We start from the raw sequence: 22735 nt of genomic DNA, 5'->3' as shown, positions 1-22735 counted from the left end.
CGATGCTCGTATCTACGAGATCACCAGTACTCCAAGTGGACGACTTATTGCTCTCCATCCGACGCAGCGCACGTCGCAGAACGATGGAGATCACAGTAGAACGCAGTGGTAACTTGGTTCTGTCTGCTCCGCCGGAGGTTAGCGAAGCTCAGCTGCGCGAATTTGTCTTGGAGAAGCGCTTCTGGATCTACACCAAGATGGCTGAGAAGGAACGTTTGCAGCGCCAGATTCCGCACAAGGAGTTCGTCGGCGGCGAGGGTTTCCTGTACCTCGGGCGCAGCCACCGGTTGAAGGTGGTAGAGGAGCAGAATGTGCCGCTGAAGCTCGCGGGTGGTCGCTTCTGTATGCGCCGTGACGCCATACCCACCGCGCGCGCGCACTTCATCCAATGGTACAGCACACGTGCGAAGGTCTGGCTATCGAGCCGAGTGGCCGACTGCCAATCGCGGATGGAGGTGCGGCCAGCGGGCGTGAAGGTGCAAGACCTGGGTTATCGGTGGGGTTCCTGTGGCAAGGGCGACTGGCTGTACTTCCACTGGAAGGCGATCCTATTACCGACACGTATTGCTGAATACGTGGTGGTACACGAAATGGCTCACCTGCACGAGCCGCACCACACTCCCGCGTTCTGGTTACGCGTGGAGCGCGCCATGCCTGATTTCGCGCAGCGAAAGACTTGGTTGGCTGAACACGGAATTGATGTCGAAGGGATCTGAGAACCATGGCGGGCTATTTCACCACTGACCACTTCAAGCTGCTGAACAAATGGATGGGACAAAAGCGTGACGAATCAAACCCCGAGCAAAACCGCGCCTACGATGATCTGAAAAAGGCCTATGAGGTAACAGAGGAGTGGGCCAACAAGCTTAAGGCTGAGTTGTTTCCTGTGGGCCGCGTAGAGATTCGCAAACGGCCTACCAACCAAGGCAATAATTTCGCTGGCTACAATTGGGCAAAAATCTACCCTTCGCCCGAAGCGCCGAAGGAGTTGGCCTACACCGTAGGCATCGATGCCAACGACGGCTTCGTGGTCAAGATCGATACCGTCGGACTGGACGAATCGGATGCGACGCGAAGAGCCTATCTAACGCTGCGCGGCACCTATAACAACTCTTCCCCCTTTGTTACCAAACTGCCCGCAGGCGATGGTCTGGGAAAATCGCTGGACCAGCTCATTACGTGGAGTATTGAAGCGATCCGCAGCTTCAAGCTGCGCTACGACGAGGTAGTGACCAAGCTGGACCTGGGCATGACACTGAGTGACGAGGATCTCCTCAAGCACTTCGATAGTAAACCTGCATTCCAGACTTTCCGCGCCTCGTGGTCGCCACAAGACAAGGCGCTGTTCTGTCGATTAGCGCGAGCTGTCCACATGGCAGGTCTGGACTGGTGGCACATGAACAAAGGCGTCCAAGTGCGCTTTGGCCGCAAAAACCCCGGAAGTGAGCGCGCGGTCGGTGTGCTTGGCGTCATTCGGGGCACTCGGACCCGGAAGCTCTCATGGACACGGGAGGTGGGTGCGCTACCCAAGCTCCACCGCGAACCGTTGACGGAGGAACTCGTCTCGAAGATTGAAGCAGCCCTTTCAGCCGATCGTGGCTTACTCGACGACTGGACGGTACTTGAAACGGAGCGACCGGGACTGTGGCCAGATCAACTGCGTGACGATCCAGTGGAGCACGGCGATGATTCCGACGAAGACGAAACGCTCGATTCTGATGCAGTAAGGTTCCCGATTAATCGTATCTACTACGGTCCGCCCGGCACGGGGAAGACCTACGAGTTATCGAAGCTGCTTAAGCGAGAGTATGAGCAGGCCATGACTTCCGTATCCAGGGAAGAGTGGCAAAATCAGTTTGTGGGCGAAAAAACAGTGAGCCTTACCTGGTGGGAAGCAGCTGCGGCGGCTCTCTACCATCTGGGGGGGAAAGCGAGTGTCGACACACTGCTTGATCACCCGTTCATGAAAGCTATTGCCGCCGTGAAGAGTGCGAACAAGAATGTGCGAAACACCGTTTGGGGCGCACTGCAGTACCACACGATTGAATCATCTAAAACCGTCAAGATGAGCAAACGGATGGCGCCGGCAGTGTTCGACAAACTACCGGATTCGTCCTGGATACTTGCTGGGGATTGGGAGGACGCAGCAGCTGACCTGAAAAGGCTAGTGGACGAGTACGATGCCGGTCCACCCTCAGCCGAATACATCAAACGCTACAGTTTCGTCACCTTCCACCAATCTTACGGTTACGAAGAGTTCGTGGAGGGGCTCCGACCGGTTCTCGATGGCGATGCAGAGTCCGGTGAAATCCAATACGAGATCCGCGCGGGCGCCTTCAAGGATTTGTGCAGGAAGGCACGATTGGCACCGGATCAGAAATTCGCGATGGTGATTGACGAGATCAACCGAGGCAACATCAGCAAAATCTTTGGCGAGCTGATCACCTTGATCGAATCTGATAAACGCGAAGGAGCTATGAACGCCGTTTCTGTGTCTTTGCCGTATTCCGGCGAAAGTTTTTCGGTGCCAGCCAATGTCGACATTATCGGCACAATGAACACGGCAGACCGATCCCTTGCGTTGCTGGATACCGCGCTGCGTCGCCGTTTCGAGTTTGTGTCGGTGATGCCGGACGCTCGCGATGAGCCAGGTGCGCCGCTCGCAGGCCTTCGGGGTCAGCCTGGGCGAGCAGGTGGTCGATGTGCCTCGCATGCTTGATGCCATAAACCAGCGCATCGAGGTGCTCTACGACCGCGACCATTGTATCGGCCATGCGTACTTCACACCGTTGGCGCAAGTGCCTGATGGAGACGAACGATTTGTAGCATTGCAACAAGTGTTCAGCACCCGCATTCTGCCCCTGCTCGAAGAGTACTTTTTTGAGGACTGGCAAAAGATCCGTCTTGTATTGGCGGACAACCAGAAATCCCCCGCCGCACGTTTTGTTGTAGAGGGTCAAGATCAGGAGGACGATTTGGCTCGTCTGTTCGGCAGCGACCATGGCATGGACAGCTACTCCACCAAGCGCCATTACGCTGTGCAGGAGGCTGCGTTCTCTAATACGGATGCCTACATTGGCATCTACCATACGTTGTCGACCTGAATCGTGGGGGGGCGCGTGAGTGGTATCTCGATCTACGAATTTGACGTACTGATAGCAGCAACATCTGGGGACGCGTCTTCCGAGGGTTTGCACACAATCCCGGACCAGGTATACGGATGGCTTGAGCGCCAATGCCTGCGGGCCACCAATGAAAGTGGTGCGCAATGGCTGCGCCTGACTCAGCGGCGTGGGCATCGTGTCGTTCAGGTCACCAGTTTTGTCGGAGTGATCCGTGCGCCGGACGGTTACCAGATCGAGGTGCTTCCCAAGGTCGGCAAAGCGATAGGTGGCGGTGCAATGGAGGCGCGTCAACTTCTAATCGAGATGCTCTGCTGTCTTCAAGGCTTCCGCCACATTCAAACCGACAGCGCCAAGCTCTCGGCTGCACGAATGCCCTTGCTGGAAGTTTTTATTGTCGAGTTTCTGCGTACAGTAGGGCATATCGTCAAACGAGGGTTACGCAGCAACTACTCCTATCGGCAGGACAACCTGTTTGCACTTCGCGGCAAGCTGATGATCGCATCGCATCTGCGGAAAAACCTGTATAGGGCGGACCGTTTCTTTACAGAGCACGACGAGTTTTCGATTGATCGCCCGGAGAACCGCTTACTGCACGCCGCATTGCGACGAGTGCTGATGCTGTCGGCGTCTCAGGCTCATCAGCAACTGGCCCGTGAGTTGGAGTTCGTGTTTGCAGAGGTCCCGGTATCAGCGCAGCCACGGATCGATTTCCAGCAGGTGCGTCTCGATCGGGGCATGGGTTACTACGGCGATGCGTTGGCTTGGGCGAAGTTGATCCTAGACGAGCATTCCCCCCTGACAGGCAGCGGCGGTAACAATGCTCCGTCGCTGCTGTTCCCGATGGAGGCAGTATTCGAAGCGTTTGTATCCAAGCATCTCGCGAAACAACTGGCGCGGTCGCTTGTCCTGAAAACCCAAGCACGCAGTCATCACATGGTTCGCCATCGAGAGCAGAACTGGTTTTGTCTAAAGCCAGATCTTTTGATCCGGGATACCAACAAGGATCTGCTGGTCCTGGACGCAAAGTGGAAACTGCTGGATGGACTGAAGGCCAATGGCACGAGCAAGTACGGCCTCGCACAAGGCGACTTCTACCAGTTGCAGGCCTACGGCCAGAGCTACCTGAATGGAACGGGGGATGTGGTGCTGATTTACCCCAAGACGGCCGCATTCGACCGGCCGCTATCAGTATTCGAGTTCCCTAAAATAGAGGGTCTGCGATTATGGGTGCTGCCCTTTTGCCTGAAGTCACGCCAGCTTTTGGTTCCGGGCGGCGCGCCGTTTACTGCAGTGTTCAAGGACACGCAGAGGGAAACTACTTTCGGCCTCGACCTGTCGGTATTCGACTGACAACTGTTCCACTCGTAGATCGCCAGAGCAGCAATAGCCAAACCGCCAACATGGCCTTGAAACGCATGGGCTTCGAGGGCCGGTTGGTCAGCCGCGGCATGCACTCCATGGCCAGCAACATCCTAAACGAGCATGGGTGGGATACGGAGCTGATCGAAGTCGCGCTGGCGCATGTCGACAAGGACGAAGTCCGAAGTGCCTACAACCGAGCGGACTACATCGAACGCCGGAGACCGATGATGGCTTGGTGGAGTGAGCACATCCAGAAAGCAGCAACGGGCAGTCTGTCGGCAGCTGCCATCAATGACACCAGGAACTGCAATGTCGTGCCGATACGGTGAGCGCTCACCGGACGCCGCCGGTAACCGAAAATAACTCCCCAGATGGAGTGATGGTTGATTTGACGACAGCGGCGACACCGGCGACAACCCGCGTAATACCTGGTTTTCAGCATGGCGACAGAAGTGGCGACTGTCGCCGTTGCAAGCCTCTCTCTTGGGACTTTCTCGGCCAAGCCCACGCGAGCGGGAAGGCTCCGCATTCCCACTCGCATGGGCTCACATTAAAAACCGACGAACGACCACCCTGCCATGGAAAGCCACCGGCCTCCAAGGTCTTCCAGCGCTACCGATTGGCGCAACAGTCGCCCCCCAAAATACTGTTGACCGCGAGCAGAGCGAGCGCTAAACCAGAACTGTACAAGCACTGTCCTCGACAGCACCCAGGTAGCTAGAACCTTTGAGGCTACGCCACATTGTGGTGGTTCTCCCAAAGTGCGATTAACGTCCGGCGGCTCGCACGGTCACAGCGATGTGATGGATGCCACTTCTTCCAGAATGCCCACTGCGGCAACTCATGCCCCCTCCTGGCTGCTCTGCAGCAATTTATCCGCTTGGCCATTTCTTGCGCCAAGTTTTTGCCCGTCTCTTTGCCCCCTAAAGAGACGGGCGCTCCTACCACTGCTGCAGCCCTGCTCGCACGGGTCTTTGCGGCTTTCCCCATCGTGACAATCGGCGTGACAAACACCGAATGCTCACTCGCCACAGCGATGCCGATGACGGTGCCGCAGCCCACGGAACGGACTGCACCTGACTGACAGTCAGGCATGCCCCAGTCATCAAATCACTGCCTTCACACGACTCAGGATCTCGCGGCGCTGGTTTCGTCAGCCAGTGCAGCCTCCACCCGCCCACCGCTATCGGTGTTCAGGAGGCCGGATCATGAGATGCCCAAGCTCCCGGTCGTAAGGAGCCGTCAGTCCCGCGTGAGTGGACAAACCTCACAGGTCGCAGGGGCCTTGATCCCTGATAACACTCAACAACCGTGGCGGGATGAGTGAGGGCGAAGTCGATAATCTCAGGAGAATAGCTATGCAACTGTGCGAAGCGTTCGAGCCACCACAACCATTGCTGGAATACCAGCAGGCGCCACTGCCCTACCCGGTCGAAGCACTCGGGGATCTGTTGGGCCCTGCGGTCGAACGACTGGCCGAGGTGATCGGCGTGCCCAGCGCCATGGCTGCACAATCGGTGCTGGCCAGCGCTGCCCTAGTGAGCCAGGGCCATGCCAATGTCGAACTCGACGGTCGAACCTATCCGCTGTCCCTCTACCTACTGACGGTGGCATCCTCGGGTGATCGTAAAAGCGCGGTGGACCATCTGGCACTGAAAGCGGCGCGCGACTGGGAACGACAGCAGTGGACCCTGTATGCGGAAAAGCTCAAAGCCTACCGCGCAGCCACCAGCATCATGGCCAAACCCAAAACCTCAAAGAAACACGCGGAGGCGGAAGGCAGTGAGCTATCCGAGCCGGTACCGCCGAGACTGATCATTGCCGAACCCACCATTGAGGCTCTGGTCAAAAGCCTGTGCCATGGTTTGCCCAGCATGGGCTTGTTCAATGATGAAGGTGGCCAGTTCTTGGGCAGCAGCACCATGAGCAAAGAGAACCTGCTCAAGGCGATCACCACCTTGTCGACACTGTGGGATGGCAGCCCGATCGACCGGGCGCGTTCCATGGCCGGAGAAAGCCTGCGCGCCTATGACCGCCGCCTCAGTCTGCATCTGATGCTGCAGCCCTACCTGGCCAACCAACTGTTCAAAGACCCGGTGATCAATGGCCAAGGCATCCTCGGCCGTTGCCTGATCAGTTGGCCCGAGCGCCTGGCTGGCCAGCGACTCTACAAGGCAATCGACCTGACCCGAGATGCCAAAGTCCAGGGCTACCAACAGCGGATCACCGCCCTGCTGCAAAAGCCCTGGTCGCTTCACAAGGATGGCTCACTCAATCCCGCCACGCTCGAGCTGACCGCCCGTGCCCGTCGTGCCTGGATTGATATTCACGACACCATCGAGTGCCAGTCTGGCGAGTTCGGCGAGCTAGCCGGCGTCCAGCCTTTCGCGGGCAAAGCCCCGGCGAATGTGCTGCGCATCGCGGGCGTGCTGGCCATGGTTGAAGAGGCCAGTCAGTTGGATGAAGCACACATCCAGCGCGCCTCCACGTTGATGGATTACTACCTGGCCGAGATCCAGCGCCTGACCGAACAGGAGCCAGTCAATAGCCGACGCGAAGAGGCGGATCGGCTGTTGCGCTGGCTGGTGCAGAAAGGCTGGACCCACTTCACCATCCGCGACGTCAATCGCAACGGCCCTCGTTTTGCCCGCAAGAGCGCTGACCATACCGCCTCTTTATTGGTCGTGCTGATCACTCATCGCTGGCTGAGCAGTCGCGATGGAAGAACCTTCGAGGTACGCCATGTTCCGCCTCAATGACGCGGTGCGCCGCCACCAAGCGCAACATCAACCGCAGCCAGAATCGCAGCGTGTCGCCACCTCTGTCGCCACCCTGTCGCCGCACCCCAATCCAGAAAGGACGCGGGTTGTCGCCACTGTCGCCGCTGTCGCCACACCACCACTGCCCCCAGCCCACATCGCTCTGCTGATCGAGCAACTGCGTGAGGAAGGGGCACTGCTGCAATACCACAAGAACGCCCTTCTGATCCGCCCAACGCACTGGCAGCAGGTGGACAGGCTCAGCCCCCACTGGAAAGCCCTGCTGCACTTTCTGCAAGAAAACGAAAACGGTGATGATGATGGCCTTGGTTGGTCGGCGTGATGGTCGCAACTTTGGCTATGGCCGCCAGCTGAGCTACGCCGGCCCACAAGCGCTAAAGGATCTGTTTGCTGGCGGCCACTTCGCCACGGTCAAAGCGCATAGCGCTCGCTGGCAAGCTTTTGTGCGTTGGTGTCGGTCAGAGGACGGCCCCGGTTACAACGATGCGCGTCAGATCGATCGACGGACGCTGCAAGACTACGCCGCGTATCTGCGCCATCAGATCCAGCACGGAGAACTCTGCATCGCCACCGCGCAGAACCGCCTGAGTAGCGTTAACCGCACCCTCGCGGCGCTGCGCGGTGATCAGGACGTGAAGATCGCCAGCCCAAGTCAGGCGCTGGGACAGAAGCGCTCGACCGTACGCACCCGCGCGCCTGATGGCCAAGACCACCAACAGGTGCGGCGAGTACTCGAGGCGCTTGGCGAACAGCAACACGAGCGGGTGGCCGCGATTGTCCTGTTGGCCCGAACAACCGGTATGCGCCTGCGCGAATCGATCCTGGCTGACCTGCCACGACTGCACCGCGAGGCCGAACGCCTCGGCCGCATCAACATCCAGGACGGCACCAAAGGCGGCCGCTCAGGGGCATCAGCGCCGCGATGGGTCGTGGCCAATGAAGCGGTGAAGGCGGCGCTGCAGTTGGCTCGTCATGCGTCACCGCCGCACAGCCGCAACTTGCTGGGCCGAAACGAAAGCTATGCCGCATTCCTGCAACAGACCGTACTCCCCGCCCGTGAAACGCTGCATGAACACGGGCTGAAGGGTTTCCATGAACTGCGAGCGGCCTACGCCTGCGAGCGTTACGAGCAACTCACCGGGTACGCTGCACCGGTCAATGGTGGCCACTGCTATCGCATTGACCGCGACCTGGATCAACAGGCGCGTCAGCAGATCAGCCATGAACTCGGACACAGCCGGATTGATGTGGTGTCCGCCTACATTGGAGGTCGAGCGTGACCAAATCCTTCGATATGGCGCTGTTCCTGAGCGGCGTGCTGACCGGCTCAAAGGCCACTCAGCAACGCCACCTACGGCAAGCCCGAGCCATGCAAGCGGCCATTCAACAACGATGGCAGCGAGACAATCCCTGGTCCTGGCAGCTTAAGCATGTGCGCTGGTTTCTGGCTTACCACCTCAAGGATCATTCTGAGGTTACTCGGTATTACTATCGGCTCACCGCTCTGCTGATCTGGAGGCGAATGGGCAACAGCCAGCTTTGCGTTGATACTGGTGCCGACAGCATTAGCTGACGTCTCCGATATCGACTGGCTGCAACCCCCATAGCTGCCGTTCGTGGAGGGCAAAAATTGGCCGATTCTGTTGAAAAAGTCCGGCCGAGTTTCCATGGCTGGAAGGAATGGGTCTGAGATTGAAACCCTTACCTTAAGCAGCGGCTGCCCGGACTCGGGTTTCACGTAGCAGCGCGCAAAAAAGGAGTTTTCACCCACCGGTGTTCGAGCAGTTTGGGCAAAACGACATTTTCAACAGAATCGGCCAAAAGCAGACATTCGAAAATTGTCCCCGCCCCCGAGACCGTCTACCACGAAACAATAGGAGTGGGAGTGCCCCGCTGCGCGCTTACTTCTTGTATTACCTTTGTATATATAGCGGAAATCTCAGGCCTGACCAATACGTTATGTGCGTAATTGTGTAATTCTTTCACCGTAGAAAGACTCTGCAACTGGATTAAATCAATAACAGATTTGATGTACTCGTATATATCATCGCAGGACTTGTTTGGCTCATAGTCAAGCTCGTAAAAATCCTTACCGCCATGAACCAGTTTGTTACGGACCTCTGTATAGAGCTCGTCGTACCTGAGTAATATCTTTGAAAACTGTGATTTGTTTCCATGTGAAATTAGAGCAGCCAGATAGGTTCTGTGCTTCCACCCTTTCCATGCCTTTGGGTGTGCGAGCCCGTCAAGCGCAAAAACAAGATTGAGAAACTTTGACTCGTCCCCGAGCGCGTAGAAGGACTGCCTACACCCCCGAAGTGTCGTTCTTACGCTAATACCTAATTCATCACTGCGGCCAGCCATAATCCCAAGAAGTAGTGTGCGACTCGGCGATCCTTCAACTTCGAGTCCCAGCCAATTATTAGACATCGACATTGGCCGCGAGATGCCCGATAAGGAACATGCCTTCAGATGAGTGCTCCCATCCGGGATAATCTCGATAGCATATAGCCCGTTAGCCTGTTGACCCGCTGGATTCGGTGTAAATTCAGGTCTTACGAACGAGCAGAACTGATACCGGACGACATCCATTGCATGCTCGGCCAAGGATAGGCACTTGTTGATTACGATATCATTGTGAGCGACCGTTCTATTGATTCTGAGCAAGTCCGGGTAGCTAAGATTGGCATCAAACTCTAGGTATTCAGTATCAAAATCTCCCAAGCGCTCTTCTGGGAACTTATCGAATTCGCGTCTGCAAACAAAGCGGTAGTCGCCGATAGAGAATGATTTTTCAATAAAAAATGCATCCCAGCGGCACGATAATCGTGCACCGAACTTCTGCATCAGGTGCCAGTTCGGCTAGCTCGGTGTTTGCATCACCGCTGGTGCTCAGTTCGATTTCAAGCCAGGGGAATGCCTTCTTAAAGTCGCTAAGAATCTGATCTGCAGACTTTTCTTTCCCTTGGCAACTAAACGTCACACCATCTCCTTCGGGAAAGGGGCTCGCCCAATACCCCATCGCCGACAGCATCCCAAGGGACTGGTGGATCAGAGAGCTTTTACCTTTTATGTCCGTGGCATTCCACAGTAGGTTGCCATGGTAGTTTCCTCGCGGAGGAAGGAAGTTTTGACTTCATGTCGTTTAAAAGACCTTAGAATTGACTGAAAAAGTAAATCTATAAGCGCATGCGCTCACAATACTCATCACCTTGGCGGAACGTTTCGTCCTATGTGAGCTTACCTAATGACTATAAAATAGGATGGACTCCCCAGCCGATTTTAAAGTAATACGAACGCTCAAGCCCCTTGTGAATTTATTGCTCAACAATAGGCATTTGCCCGTTGCGTTCTGGAGGTGACGTATTTTGGCGGAGATAGTGCAACTCCTGCTTGAATGCCTTCGTGCGAGGTCTGGTTTTTTTACGAAATACCATTAGCTCCCATTCAATTGCACGTTTGTAGTTTGGTTGAATGGCATCGCTGAGGGTTTTGGAAACTTCCATTGGTATGGAGTCCTTCGCGGTTACGTCTAGAGCGTCAAGAAAGTGCTTAATGATACTCTTCAGTCTCTGGCCGTGAGCGTCGTGCCACGAGTAGCCCATTGTCGAGTTGTCAATGTCGACCTTAAAGCATCTTGCAGTATATTTTCGTGTACTGTATCTGCCAGAGAGTATTGTCTTTTCAATTTCCTCATAGACTTCTTTATATTTTTTTGAACAGCTTTTCGCGCCCACAACGATAAGTAGACCGTTATTCCTTAAGAATCGAGCGCAATTTTCGATTTCTTTTGAGAAACTGACTGTTTGCTCTTTGGTAGTGAGAAAATTACTGAATACAATCAGATCAAATCGGTGCCTTGTGATGTGCCTTAGGAAGTCTGAGTCACCGTTATCGTCCGTAAACCACTCGATTGACCTCTGATCAAACTCTAGATTCTTAAAGTCATAGAATGTGCCATGATGATAAGGGACAGCCCATTGCTTTTTTGTCGGAGAGTAGTAATTGGTAAATTCTGTAAAGTGATGCAGCCAATTTCTAAACTGCGAACTTCGTTCAACATAGTCGATAGAGAACGGAGTGTCGCGAAAATCTGAATTTTTGTTAATATTTATACCTAAAGCAGCGCTGTAAAAATCAGATACCGCAAACATCGACGGACCTGGACCAGTCCCTACGTCCAAAATCTTTAAGCCTGTACGGCGCATAGGCATGAGCTTTTTTTCGGAAAGTAGGCTGAAGATCAATTGAAAACGATGGTATCTGTCCAAAAAGTGCAATAGAGCGTAAGCTTCAGCAGTACCTTCTTCTTCGTAAGTAATTTGATCGCAGTTTTTTAAGACATTCAGTAACTGGCTCGCAATTGCTCTGGAAGCTTCTGGATCCTTCATCCGAGAAGATAAAAACTCCTTAATCAACATTTCCAATTCAAGAAACCGCTTTCCATTTGTTGAGCGCAGAGCTTCTGGCAAACGACGGGTAGACAACCAGTAACTCGCGAATCTACGAATCCTCTCGACAGATTGCTTAATTCGTTGCCGCCGCCATTGAATGTGTGTATTTTATAATTTCCCATCGTTTGGACAATTTTCTGAGGGTCGCCACCGTCTATTTCTCTATTCCAATGTGGTTAAACACTTAAATGATGACCTAGGCAAGTTAGGTCCTGCCAGAACAGTTAGGACTGATGAAGACCGAGACCAGACCTTAAAAGTTAAGCAACCACATTAGCTCAACGCCGACAGTATGTCCATTAGCACTAGACTCAAACGTCAGTTTTATAATCACGGATGGGAATCGCTGCGAGGCGAGCAACTTTTCTCAACCGGATAATCCGCAGCATATTGGCGAGGACTGCTCCTCTAGTTTTTTCAATGAACTTGTGCACTGACCGTAAGAGAGCATGTACAACTAATCTTGATAACGGACCGGGCGCAGGAGGTATATCGGCTATTAGCATACGTCGCGTCCAGCGACCGGCTTCCTTTGGCCAAGGCTGTGTAAAAACGTGTTTGAGCGTAAAAGGTACTCAGACCCGCACTTAAAATCGCGCTTCTACGCTAAATCTACATCTGTTGACTTGCCGATAAATCTCAGATTTATCGTAGACGCGTACACTTCAATTTTGGTGAGGCGTTTTTACACACTCTGGGCCGATTGCGGCCTGAGGTGACTGGCGTCAACCGACCCATAGCTGCCGGGCAGTTCCCGTCGTGGTCTCCCATGAGGTTTTACAAGATTGTATATGATTTTGTTCAAGTGCATTAATGGAATAATTTTAACCATGGTAAGCTGCGGGCAGGCTGTTTTAATTGCTAGGATTTAAATATGAATGATAAGAGCACATTAGAAGCGGAAGAAGTTGAGTTTGATTGGGAGGAAAACGAACGGGAGCTAGATGAGGCTTTAAAAGAAATTGATTACTGGGGCAAACAGTTAGAGGAGGGCGGCGAATGGATAGATTTATTGTTATCCATGGAGGGCACGCTTTTACGATTCAAAGAAAATATGGAGTCGCTAAGCATCGCATTCCCAGCTCTAGATAGCTCCGAAGAAAAAAACAATCAATTTCTTTGCGGAGTCATGATGGTCGGTATCGTCTCTGCATATGAGAGTGTTGTTCATGATTTGTTTTCGATAATTCTTAACAAATCGAGTCACTCTGAATTGGCGGCAAGCCAAATTCATAACCTAAGCAAAAAAGACAAATACCACCTAAAACTTAAAAGCTGTAAAACTGATGAGGAGTTGAGGGCCGCGTTGTCAAGAGCAACTCTCCATGATCCAAATCAAATTGCCCGGCTTTCTATGGTTCTATTCAACGTCCCACTTCCTAGTTTGCCAGAAAGCTTTTGCGCGAAACTTCTAAGAATTAGAAATGATTACTCCCATAATGGTGGCTATGACGGCGGCAAAAAACATCAGCTCTCACCTACAGTAGTGCTTGAGATGTTTAGGTTTATTATGGATTTGGTAAGCACTTACAATGATGCCGTCCTACAACATGCCGATGCTTTTTTTACGAAAGATGATGATGCAGAAAGTTCATGATGTTTTATGTGCTTCTAGAAACAATTTTTTGGCTTACTAGTGGATGCCGCCTTTAGGAATATGCCGCTTTTAGTCGGACGCGGCACCCTGGTTGAATCCACAACCGAAAGCGGTCAGTCACTGACGACTGCTTTCGGCCAAATCCGTGCGTTAGAGTCACCTTGCCTTGCGATCGCCATCAGTCGTACCACTCCAAGCAATTCGTGCGTTCAATGAAGGTACGCAAAACCTTGTCACAACCGACAACGAGGTGATGATCACGAAGTCCTTGAGGTGACTTGGCTCCATGGAAAAGGTTGCATCGGATACAATAGATCGTACGAAGTAGCTGCGGCCAGGTCGGGATGCTACCCGCAACCCACCCCTGCGGTTCGTGTTTAACAGCCTCGCGTCCAACCGCTGCCCAAAGTTCGTGATCACCGTACTTTTGGAGGGCATCTCGGCCTAACTTTCGGTTGACGTCACGAACATTAAGCACCGGCCACATTGAAGCCAAAGTTGATATGTCACTGCGAAAATCCGCATCCTGTTCCATCAGTTCATCATACGCGTCGATAAGTCGTATATGATCGGCGAATGCAGTAATCATCTGAGCATCGGTGCGGGCATCAGTTACGCACTCCATCCAGCCATTGAATCCCATCCATAGAGTCATGAAAGATGAAAACGCAGAGCGTTCGTGGGCATCAGCGTTGATGAGTTCACGTGCGAGATCAGCACTTTCCGGGTTGAGCATTCTGAAACTACTGAAAGTAACCATGAAAATTCCTTTTAGAGACGGGCTTAAAATTATTAGGAACGCGATTTTCGGTCCGATTCTGACTGTCAAACCGCTCTAAAGAGTTTTCATACAACCTCCGTCAGTAGCAGACGTAGCCGCTCTTATCAGGTATCCCAATCTTTCGCCCGTTTGCTTCTTTGTTTTTCCAGCACGTCCATAAAACTCAGATTAATTCTTATGGTGCTAACCAATGCACAGATCTGAAGGCCGCTTATGAAGAGAAGGCCGAACTGACAAACTCCAACAATCCACATTTTGGCATTAAAACCAAAGTTGCTTACCATACAGGTGAGGATCAATAGCATAACTGCCAGTATCATCGTTACCGCTGATTGTACGATAACGCTAATAATCTCTTTGAGTCTCGCGCTGTCTTCACCTCCAGCTGAAAAATCGACATTAACCAGATTCTCGCCCTTAAGCGTCTTCAGCACGTTGGGGTAGAGAAACGCGACCCAAATGCTCATGATCGTAAAAATGGCGCCTGCTATAGCGACAAGCAAGCTGAGTATATTGGACACCGAGCTAGATTCTATTTCAATACCAAAAAGAAGCATCAAGAGTGGAGCTATTAGGCAGGCAATAAGTGCTTTCATGCAGTCGTCCTGGTGGCCAATGCGGCAGGCTCGGTTGCATCTTCGGCACTGCTAGCGAGAGGCAAGTACGTATCCCGATCTTCTGACACCACTTTGTAAAGCTGATCACAACTGTACGCGTCGATCGTAGGCGGAAGTACAATGCGTTCCACTATCCGATGCTGCTTGATTGATGTGCCATTATCGTTTTCGTCAATGAATATGATATCTGCCCACCCGCTTTCATTAAAGCCAGATGAATAGTTTATTAGCTCCTTCATCTGCTCAATAGACGGTGTCGCTTCAAGCTTTATTTCGACTTTGCGAACGTTGCCATCTGTTTCTTTCGCTTTTGGGAAAAACTTCCCCATGAAGGATTGAAAGTAGTTAAATATTTCAATGTTGGCTTTGTCGAGTCCATCTTTTTCGGAAACTGATGCTTCCATCTCTGCGTCCTTTGCTCCATCGCTAACGATGACCTCATTGCGCAGGAGCATGTATTTGGTCGTCTCGCAGATTCGCTCTAGATGCTCTTCGCTCGTCTTGAAGATTTTTATATTGGTAGTAAATTTGTAAAGCAGATTATACGTTTCTGGGTTTGCGGGTGTGCTGAATGCGATCCTGGTTTCTGAGTCCCCAGGCTGACGCGAATTATAGCCGGAAAATTTCAGCCGATACCTTACGCAGTAATTCACCCACTTTTGCATTAGCTCCGAATCGCATTTCGAGTCATCAAACTTTACAGAAACAACCATATTTTTATCCGGGACAATCCAGTAATAACATGGATGTCCCCAGACGTAGTTTTCGCCGGTGCTCGATGCGCCATTTGTGATGTAGTTACCTGTCGGACGTCCATCAGTCCCGAGTTCTAAACCGCGGAACCCTCGGGTATCGGTTGGGTCGTGCTTCCACAGTACAACCATGAAGTCGCCATTTGGAAATTCTTTGATTTCTCGGCAGTAACACATGATTGAGTCGTTTCCGGACTCGCCCTTGCTGGGCCAGGGAGCCGTCTCTTTGAAGCCCCGACCTTTCACCCACTTCACAAGTGCTCGGAAGACCTCAGTGGTTCCAAGACCATGATTTTTAGAAATAAGCTCCTCTCCGGAGGATTTTCGTTGTACTCGATACAGCCCACTGCGCTCGATTTCAAAGAAATTGAGATAACCATAGTTGTGTTCGCGCTTGAACTTTGACATCAAAAAACCTACTTCCTTGAATTTCCATGGTTGAGAGTGTACTGAGCCGCTCAATAGTCCATTTAGGCCATCGTACGAAGGGTGCTTGAGAAGAGAATTCGACCGCCGGCTCATCTGATTATATGCATTGATAGCTACGGCTCGAAAGGTAACTGTTCATTGGGCCTTGCTCGCATAAGGCTAATGCAGCAGGGATGGTGTCTGGAAAGCGAGGTGAGCATCCGACGGGAGTCACAAACAACCTATCCTGACTGCTGCATTTTGGCCGATTACTGCAGAACCCCGTCGGTCGCCAGGAGAAAAATTTACTCCACCAGGTTTTCTCCAGGACATCGATACACGTGAATCCTGAAGAAAATCCGAGCGGCGCACGTTTTCAACTGAATGGTATTCCAATCGGTATTCCAGCCAAAAAATTAAATAAATATTAGCCATATAAATCAATAACATATAACACCTATTCAACTTACCCCGGCCATTTGAAACACCAAAGAAGCCCGCCAAATACGGTTTTCTCTGCATCTGGAACATTAGAAGCTCCTGAAAATCGTTGTGGGTTGATACAGATTCACGCAAGTCTCAGCAGCTTTTCAGCAACATCCATCTACGGCGTTCTGCCGACCGAACTCAATCCCTACTCCCCAAGCCCATCATAAGCCCGCTCACACGTCACTCCCCTACCTCGGCTTGGGTCCGCGCGCTTGAGCACGTCAGCAAACACCATGCCGGCGCGGGTAGGCGATAGCACGCAGGTTCTGCTGCCGCGCATTGTTCGTGCGCCTTCCCTCCGCTATTTCGACCGCAGGTCAGTCCTGCCCGCCCTCCTCCCTCTTGTGCTTACGGTAACGGGAGAGCGAAATCCCCGTTTGGCGCTTGAAGTAGCGACACAAGTAAGATGCGTCGGCGAAGTTCAGTTCGTCGGCCACACGGCCAATAGCCAAGTCACTGTATGAAAGGAGAGCCTTGATTTCCAAGGTTACCTGCCGATCGATCAGGCCCTTGGGGGTGTCATTGAAAAACGCTTTGGTCAACTGCGACAGGTAGAACGGTGTGATACTCAGTGCGTCGGCGTAGAACTTCACATCTCGGTGGCGGATGCAGTGTTTGCCTATCAATTCCCAGAAGCGCCAACTGAGCATTTCCTTCCTGCTGAATCCCCTGTTCTCTATTTGGTTGGCTGGAAGTTGCTCGGCTATTTTCAAAAAGAGGTTCTGCAGTTGATTGCGCAACATGATGCGTTGGTAGGTGGGGCAGGTCTGCGCAATGTTCCGCATCTGCGTCACCCACCCCTCTATCAGCGGCATGTCGTCCTTGGATGGGACGCAATGAGGATGGTCATGCAGAAATACGAACAAGGTATTTGGCAGTGGGTAGGCAACCTCCGCTGCAAAGTTTTTCGGCATAAGGCAGAAAAACACCTTGAAGCGGCGCGAGCGACGTTTGAGCAGGGCAATCGTGTCTTCAGCCAGCAGCATCACACCACCGCGCCTGACCGCATGCTCTTTGAAGTTGAGAGTGAAGTGGGCACTACCGCAGAGGCATACCAGCAGCGTCAAGTAAGCATGACCGAAGGAAAGCGGTAAACCTAGCCCTTGCGCGAGCGTGGTTTCTCCCATCCGCATCGATTCGTCAGGAGCGGAAAGTTTCGGAATGTGATGCATAGTGCCCCAGCGCTACAACAAACAAGTGCCACAATCGTATCAGCGCCTGGTGAAACTGTTTTGAAAAGTACCGAAAAAGCCGAGGTACTAGCGTGTACCGATGGTCTGTCTCCCAATACTCTGTCCCGAACGCACCAATCCATTACGAGTACAGGCCATGACACTTAAAACAGAACGCCTCTTGCTGCGTCCCTGGCAGGACACGGACGCCGCCGATCTATACGAATATGCCAAAGACACCCGAGTCGGCCCCATCGCTGGCTGGCCTCCGCACACCAGTGTGGAGAACAGTGCCGACATCATCCGCACAGTCTTCAATCACCCAGAGGTGTACGCGGTCGAATTGAAAGAAAATCGCCGTGCTGTTGGTTGTGTGGGCATTCTCATAGGTAGCAACAGCAATTTTGAAATCAGTGAGCAGGAAGGTGAAATAGCCTACTGGATCGGCGTGCCTTACTGGGGCAAAGGCCTGATTCCGGAAGCAGTGCGTGAAGTGATGCGACACGCTTTTGAAAACCTGAACCTCAAAGCACTTTGGTGTGGTTACTTCGCCGACAACATCCAATCCCATGCTGCTCAATCGAAGTGTGGCTTTCGCTTTCATCACACCGAAGAAAACAAATATAACCAGTTCCTCCAAGACTATCGGACGGAACACATCAGCCGCATCACCTACCAAGAATGGCTGGAACAGAAAATGACTGGGTCTGAAGTAACAAGAAACTCTGCCTACCCTGACCCCGCAGCCAAGCACACCATTGCTCGCTGACATCCACATGACATCGAAACACCCCCATTTCGTCATATTTCTGCAATGAAACCATGCGAGTTTTGTCGGCGGAAATAGGGCATAACAGTATGCTTTAGCACGCTAATACGCTGTTTTAATTATGGAAAATGGATTCTAAGGAAAGTCGATGTCGATGTTTTGTCAGATCATGGATAAATCTGAGAGTGGTGGGTGCGGGTGCAAGATCCCATCCAGTGTGTTAACGAAGATTCTGTCGCAAACTGCAGCAGCCAATACGGTTTCGGATGACAAGGTGGTGTTGGGCTTTGAGTCTTCTGACGATTGCGCCGTCTATGACGCAGGTGAAAAATATCTGTTATTCACCACCGATTTTTTCTCTCCGATAGTCAACGATCCTTATATCTTCGGCCAATTGGCAGCCAGCAATGCTGTAAGCGATATCTTTGCTTCAGGCGGGAGTCCGCTTATTGCCAACTCGATCATGGCGTTCGACCCGGAACAGGTTTCGGTCGAGCAAGTTACGCAGATGATCCTTGGCGCCCAGTCGGTGATGAACAGGTTCAATGTCAGCATCGTCGGTGGTCATACGATCAAGAACAGCCAGCCCTTGTACGGCTTCTCGATCATTGGCGAGGTGGAAAAACACCGTTTGAAGAAAAACAACACGGCCAGGGCCGGTGATTTGCTGGTCATGACGCGTCCGATCGGTGTCGGCATCCTCGCCAATGCCCTGAAGAGCGGAGTGATTGAACAAAAGGATATTGCTGCGTCGACGCTTGCCCAGATTACCGGCAACAACGCGTTTGGCCGCACGCTGAGCGAAAGCCCTGAGGTGAGCAGTTTGACTGATATCACGGGGTTCGGTTTGATCGGCCATATCAGTGAGATGGTCGGGCTGGGGCAACTGGATGTTGACCTGGATACAAGCGGTCTGGTTTTTTATGACGGCACAGAGTCATTGGCAGTGGCGGTGACTTCAGCTGACAGCGGTATTTTCTCTAACATTAAAAAGTACGCGCAGAACGTGGAGTACCTGACTGATCCTCCATTAGCTAGAAAGTTTCTGTTGCATGATCCGCAAACGAATGGCGGTTTGCTGTTCACGGTGAGTGCCGAAGGGTTTGAAAAGAACCATCAGAAGTGGCAGGCGCTTTGCCCTGATCTGATTGTTATCGGTCGGATGACGGAAGGGACCGGCAAGATCAAGGTCTGCTGAGATGGTAGCCGTGACAATCTACCCGGTTATGGTCGGTGTGGGCATGGTGGCTGGTTTCATGTCAGGTCTGTTCGGTATCGGTGGGGGCATCATCGTGACGCCCCTGTTGGTGCTGATTTACCCGATCTTGTCCGGTCAGAAACTGCCGATTGAAGTCGTGACGGGACTTTCTTCCGCACAAGGCTTCTTTTCGTCCCTCGTGTCGTTCGCGCTGCACCGCATCAAGTTTCAGCCGGATTGGCGAGTGATCAGAAGCTTTGCTGTACCGATGGCTGTCGCCAACTTTTTTGCCTCTCTCCATGCTGATGCATTCAGCGAAAACTTCATCCTGTTCGTCTTCGGGCTGCTGGGGTTGATGTCGCTGTTGGTGACGCATCTGTTCCATAGACCGGTGGCCCTGTTGTGCAACCATCAATCGCTGTCGTTGCCACTGATAGGGCTGGTGCTTGGCGTATTGTGCGGGCTGGTCGGCCAGGGCGGCGGGTTCATCTACCTGCCTGTACTGATCAGCTTGTTTGGTCTGCAGATAAAGCAGGCCATTTCGACCTCGGCGCTGATCGGAATCATCGGAGCAAGTGGGGCTTTACTCGGCAGAGTGGGCTCCACCATGGACTTTCTCGGCTACACCGGTGAATTGGTACTGGGGATAGTGGTGGGTGGTTTCCTCGGAGCCATGCTTTCTCATCGGCTGGACTCAGGGCATCTGAAACAGGCACTGAATGCTTTCGTTTTGCTGTGCTCGATCCAGCTCATGCTGCGCCTTATTGTTTGACCCGTGAGTCTCTGTTCGCATTATGCGAGCAGCATCCTGAATGACATAAAACAGAAAACTGGAAGTGTTTGATATGGATATTGCTGTGGATGCAGTTTATGCCGACGTCTGTGGTTCGGCACCGGTTTCAATGGCTGTCAGCAACATGCTTCAGGCGTTGTTCTCGACCCGCCAATGCGCCAACCCCAACGCCAATCACGCCCTCGGCGTTCAATTGCTCGAACGAGTCGAACGGGCGCGTGGCCGCATCGCCAGCCTTTTGAAAGTGGACGCCGACTGCCTGATTTTCAACAGCGGCTCCAGTGAGGGCTGTAGCCAGGTGTTTCATGATTTTTTCGAACGCTACAAACATGAGCAACCCTTGGTGCTGTACTCAGCGATCGAACACTCCTGCACCCTGCAGAACATAAACCGCTACGGTCTGGAAGGTCTGCAATCCATAGCGATCGGGCATCAAATGAACGGACTGCTCGACACTGCACAATTGGAACAGCTGCTCCGCACCCATGCAGGTCGCCCGACATTGGTTTGCGTTATGGCGGTGCATAACGAAACCGGCGTGATTCAACCGATCGAAGCAATCGCCCGACAAGTGAAGGCTGGGGGTGGTTTGCTATTTTCGGACATGACCCAGGCCATCGGCAAAATCCCTGTGGATCTGCACGCATCCGGCGTTGATTTCGCTATTGCGTCAGGACACAAGTTCGGAGCGTTGCCCGGTGCCGGTTTTCTATACGCCAGAAACCGCTACGGTTTGTCGCCATTAATTGTTGGCGGTGGCCAGGAAGGCGGGTTGCGCGGTGGTACTCAGAACTATCCGGGCATTCTTTCGATTGAAACTGCGTTGCAGGAGAAACAGCACAAATACGGCAACGGTAAAGTCGCGGTACAACAGAGCCGGGAAACATTTGAATCTAAGCTGCAAGCGATGCTGGGCGAAGTGGTCGTGATCGGTCAGCAAGCACCGCGTGTACCGTGTGTGAGCTTTATTGCATTGCCGGGCGTCAATACAAAAAAACTGCAGCTTGCCTTGAACAGGCAGTCGATCTACATAACCGGTGGGTCGGCATGCTCGGACAAGACACTCAGCCTGTCCAACACGGTTACACAACTGGGATATTCCGAGCAGATCGCCGGGGCCACGGTGCGCATTTCCATCGACGAAGAACATTGTCAATTCGCGTATGAGCGGATTCTGGAGGGGATCGCTCAAGCGCTGAAGCTGTCTTCAACTGTCTCGGCAGCTCACGCTGTGGCCCACGTGTTATGAGGGTGGTGACCTCAGGCTCGGCGTACCTGGACATCGATGCGTATGCCTGCTGCATTGCGTACGCCGAGCTGTTGAATCGCCAAGGCATTGAGGCTCGGGCCGTCAGTAGCGCCCCGCTCAATGCCAGCATCTCCAGGACTGTGCTCGGATGGCAGTCATCTCTGGATGACTATCTGCCGAGAGCGGGTGATGAGTTCGTGTTGGTGGATGTCTCCGACTACCACTATTTCGACCCGGTGGTGGTTCCTGAACAGGTGGTGGAAGTCATTGACCATCACCCAGGCTTTGAAAACTATTGGGCGCAGAAGCTCGGTTCTGCGGCAGACATCCTGCCAATCGGCGCAGCGGCGACCCTGATTTTTCAGCGTTGGGAAGCGTTGGAGCTGTTGCCGCTAATAAGCGAAAAAAGTGCTGCGTTGCTGGCCACGGCTATTCTGGACAATACCCTGAATTTCACCGGGCAGTTGACCACCCAATCGGATATCCGGGCTTATGAAGTCCTCGCACGGCGGGCGAAACTGGATGCGGGCTGGCCCGAGCGGTACTTGCGCGAGTGTCAAGCCACTATCGAGTCAGACTTGATTGGCGCGTTGGCGGTTGATATGAAGCGGCTGAAAGCCGATAGCAACCTGCCGCAGGTTTTCGCGCAGATGGCGGTGTGGGATGCCAGTGCGCTGATCCAAACGCATCGGTCAACGCTCGCCCACTGGATGGCCGCGCAGGGTGAAGACTGGCTGTTGAACGTCATCAGTATCAGCGAGTGCAAAAGCTACTTTCTGGCTGAGCCCTTGGCCAGCCAACAAAAGTTGAGCCATTTGCTGTCGATCCAATGGCAGGCCGGAATGGCTGTCCTTGAGTGCCCGCTACTGCGTAAGGAGCTGTTGAAGTTGGGGTTGGCGCGCACCTGCGTTGTTCCAACAAGCCTTCGCGGCAGTTAAAGAGGCTGCCGTGGCTGGGGATCATGCGCAATTTCATTGACGCCGCTGACGGTGCACCCCGTCAGGGCCAGGGCAATACATCCTCCTGTAATGACCTGACAATTACGCAGGCGCCGCGCATTGTCATGCAATCGGCCGCCCCTGGCCATAAGTGAACAGGCGTCAGCTAGCGCCTGACGAATCATCGTTTGTCCCCGCCATAGGCCTGAAATCTAATCCATCGCAAACAACTAACAATAACTGCGATGGAG

Annotated in this window: 21 protein-coding genes and 1 pseudogene; 15 read left to right on the top strand and 7 right to left on the bottom strand. The window is 52.9% G+C overall.

All coding sequences use genetic code 11. From position 1 onward, the window contains the following. Positions 1-2: 2 nt before the first annotated feature. From PSH80_RS03535 to PSH80_RS03495, 9 genes and pseudogenes are all read left to right on the top strand, one after another. Positions 3-716, top strand: a complete 714-nt coding sequence (locus tag PSH80_RS03535) for a M48 family metallopeptidase (protein ID WP_370693716.1) — start codon at positions 3-5, stop codon at positions 714-716. A gap of 5 nt (positions 717-721) precedes the next feature. After that, on the top strand, positions 722-2719 hold the full coding sequence (locus PSH80_RS03530) for an McrB family protein (protein WP_305419224.1): 1998 nt from the start codon (positions 722-724) through the stop codon (positions 2717-2719). Next, on the top strand, positions 2643-3104 hold the full coding sequence (locus PSH80_RS03525) for a hypothetical protein (RefSeq protein ID WP_305419223.1): 462 nt from the start codon (positions 2643-2645) through the stop codon (positions 3102-3104). The genes PSH80_RS03530 and PSH80_RS03525 overlap by 77 nt, the downstream gene beginning before the upstream one ends. A 15-nt stretch (positions 3105-3119) precedes the next feature. Further along, positions 3120-4475, top strand: a complete 1356-nt coding sequence (locus tag PSH80_RS03520) for an McrC family protein (RefSeq protein ID WP_305419222.1) — start codon at positions 3120-3122, stop codon at positions 4473-4475. 20 nt (positions 4476-4495) lie between these two features. After that, positions 4496-4816, top strand: a pseudogene (locus PSH80_RS03515) (integrase); the annotation flags it as partial. 1029 nt (positions 4817-5845) lie between these two features. Then, entirely contained in the window at positions 5846-7246 is a 1401-nt protein-coding gene (locus PSH80_RS03510) for a YfjI family protein (RefSeq protein ID WP_305419220.1), read from the top strand. After that, positions 7230-7589, top strand: a complete 360-nt coding sequence (locus tag PSH80_RS03505) for a hypothetical protein (RefSeq protein WP_305419218.1) — start codon at positions 7230-7232, stop codon at positions 7587-7589. Before PSH80_RS03510 ends, PSH80_RS03505 begins: the two co-directional genes overlap by 17 nt. After that, entirely contained in the window at positions 7567-8547 is a 981-nt protein-coding gene (locus tag PSH80_RS03500; protein ID WP_305420535.1) for an integrase domain-containing protein, read from the top strand. The genes PSH80_RS03505 and PSH80_RS03500 overlap by 23 nt, the downstream gene beginning before the upstream one ends. Further along, on the top strand, positions 8544-8840 hold the full coding sequence (locus PSH80_RS03495; RefSeq protein ID WP_305419217.1) for a hypothetical protein: 297 nt from the start codon (positions 8544-8546) through the stop codon (positions 8838-8840). Before PSH80_RS03500 ends, PSH80_RS03495 begins: the two co-directional genes overlap by 4 nt. A 287-nt stretch (positions 8841-9127) precedes the next feature. Here the strand turns inward: PSH80_RS03495 and PSH80_RS03490 are convergent, their stop codons facing one another. After that, on the bottom strand, positions 9128-10114 hold the full coding sequence (locus PSH80_RS03490; protein WP_305419216.1) for a hypothetical protein: 987 nt from the start codon (positions 10112-10114) through the stop codon (positions 9128-9130). 470 nt (positions 10115-10584) lie between these two features. Continuing rightward, the gene (locus tag PSH80_RS03485; protein ID WP_305419214.1) at positions 10585-11754 is read right to left on the bottom strand and encodes a hypothetical protein; all 1170 of its coding nucleotides are present in this window, start codon (positions 11752-11754) and stop codon (positions 10585-10587) included. 841 nt (positions 11755-12595) lie between these two features. Here PSH80_RS03485 and PSH80_RS03480 point away from each other — a divergent pair. Continuing rightward, on the top strand, positions 12596-13318 hold the full coding sequence (locus tag PSH80_RS03480; protein WP_305419212.1) for a HEPN domain-containing protein: 723 nt from the start codon (positions 12596-12598) through the stop codon (positions 13316-13318). A 178-nt stretch (positions 13319-13496) separates the two neighbouring features. Here PSH80_RS03480 and PSH80_RS03475 read toward each other — a convergent pair whose 3' ends face one another. From PSH80_RS03475 to PSH80_RS03455, 5 genes are all read right to left on the bottom strand, one after another. Then, complete coding sequence (locus PSH80_RS03475) at positions 13497-14078, bottom strand: hypothetical protein (protein ID WP_305419210.1); 582 nt, start codon at positions 14076-14078, stop codon at positions 13497-13499. 125 nt (positions 14079-14203) lie between these two features. Continuing rightward, positions 14204-14695: a hypothetical protein gene (locus PSH80_RS03470; RefSeq protein WP_305419208.1), complete on the bottom strand. Its 492-nt coding sequence runs from the start codon at positions 14693-14695 to the stop codon at positions 14204-14206. Beyond that, positions 14692-15876: a hypothetical protein gene (locus tag PSH80_RS03465; protein ID WP_305419206.1), complete on the bottom strand. Its 1185-nt coding sequence runs from the start codon at positions 15874-15876 to the stop codon at positions 14692-14694. Before PSH80_RS03465 ends, PSH80_RS03470 begins: the two co-directional genes overlap by 4 nt. A gap of 231 nt (positions 15877-16107) precedes the next feature. Then, positions 16108-16407 (bottom strand): hypothetical protein, encoded by a 300-nt coding sequence (locus tag PSH80_RS03460; protein WP_305419204.1) that lies wholly within the window; start codon positions 16405-16407, stop codon positions 16108-16110. 275 nt (positions 16408-16682) lie between these two features. Further along, positions 16683-17537, bottom strand: a complete 855-nt coding sequence (locus tag PSH80_RS03455) for an AraC family transcriptional regulator (RefSeq protein ID WP_198818181.1) — start codon at positions 17535-17537, stop codon at positions 16683-16685. 157 nt (positions 17538-17694) lie between these two features. Between PSH80_RS03455 and PSH80_RS03450 the strand changes: the two genes are divergently transcribed. From PSH80_RS03450 to PSH80_RS03430, 5 genes are all read left to right on the top strand, one after another. Then, positions 17695-18306, top strand: coding sequence for a GNAT family N-acetyltransferase (locus tag PSH80_RS03450; protein ID WP_225923837.1), 612 nt, complete (start codon positions 17695-17697; stop codon positions 18304-18306). A 148-nt stretch (positions 18307-18454) separates the two neighbouring features. Further along, positions 18455-19504 (top strand): selenide, water dikinase SelD, encoded by a 1050-nt coding sequence (selD, locus tag PSH80_RS03445; RefSeq protein WP_057960598.1) that lies wholly within the window; start codon positions 18455-18457, stop codon positions 19502-19504. Between the two features lies 1 nt (position 19505). Then, complete coding sequence (locus tag PSH80_RS03440; RefSeq protein WP_057960599.1) at positions 19506-20276, top strand: sulfite exporter TauE/SafE family protein; 771 nt, start codon at positions 19506-19508, stop codon at positions 20274-20276. Between the two features lie 73 nt (positions 20277-20349). After that, on the top strand, positions 20350-21546 hold the full coding sequence (locus PSH80_RS03435) for a cysteine desulfurase family protein (protein ID WP_057960600.1): 1197 nt from the start codon (positions 20350-20352) through the stop codon (positions 21544-21546). After that, positions 21543-22484, top strand: coding sequence for a bifunctional oligoribonuclease/PAP phosphatase NrnA (locus PSH80_RS03430; RefSeq protein WP_057960601.1), 942 nt, complete (start codon positions 21543-21545; stop codon positions 22482-22484). The genes PSH80_RS03435 and PSH80_RS03430 overlap by 4 nt, the downstream gene beginning before the upstream one ends. The last annotated feature ends 251 nt before the right edge of the window (positions 22485-22735 follow it).

The sequence above is a fragment of the Pseudomonas sp. FP818 genome (genome assembly GCF_030687335.1).
GTDB classification, from domain to species: domain Bacteria; phylum Pseudomonadota; class Gammaproteobacteria; order Pseudomonadales; family Pseudomonadaceae; genus Aquipseudomonas; species Aquipseudomonas shahriarae.
The sequence above is the reverse complement of the archived record's forward strand: the minus strand, read 5'-3'. Positions and strand labels throughout refer to the sequence as shown.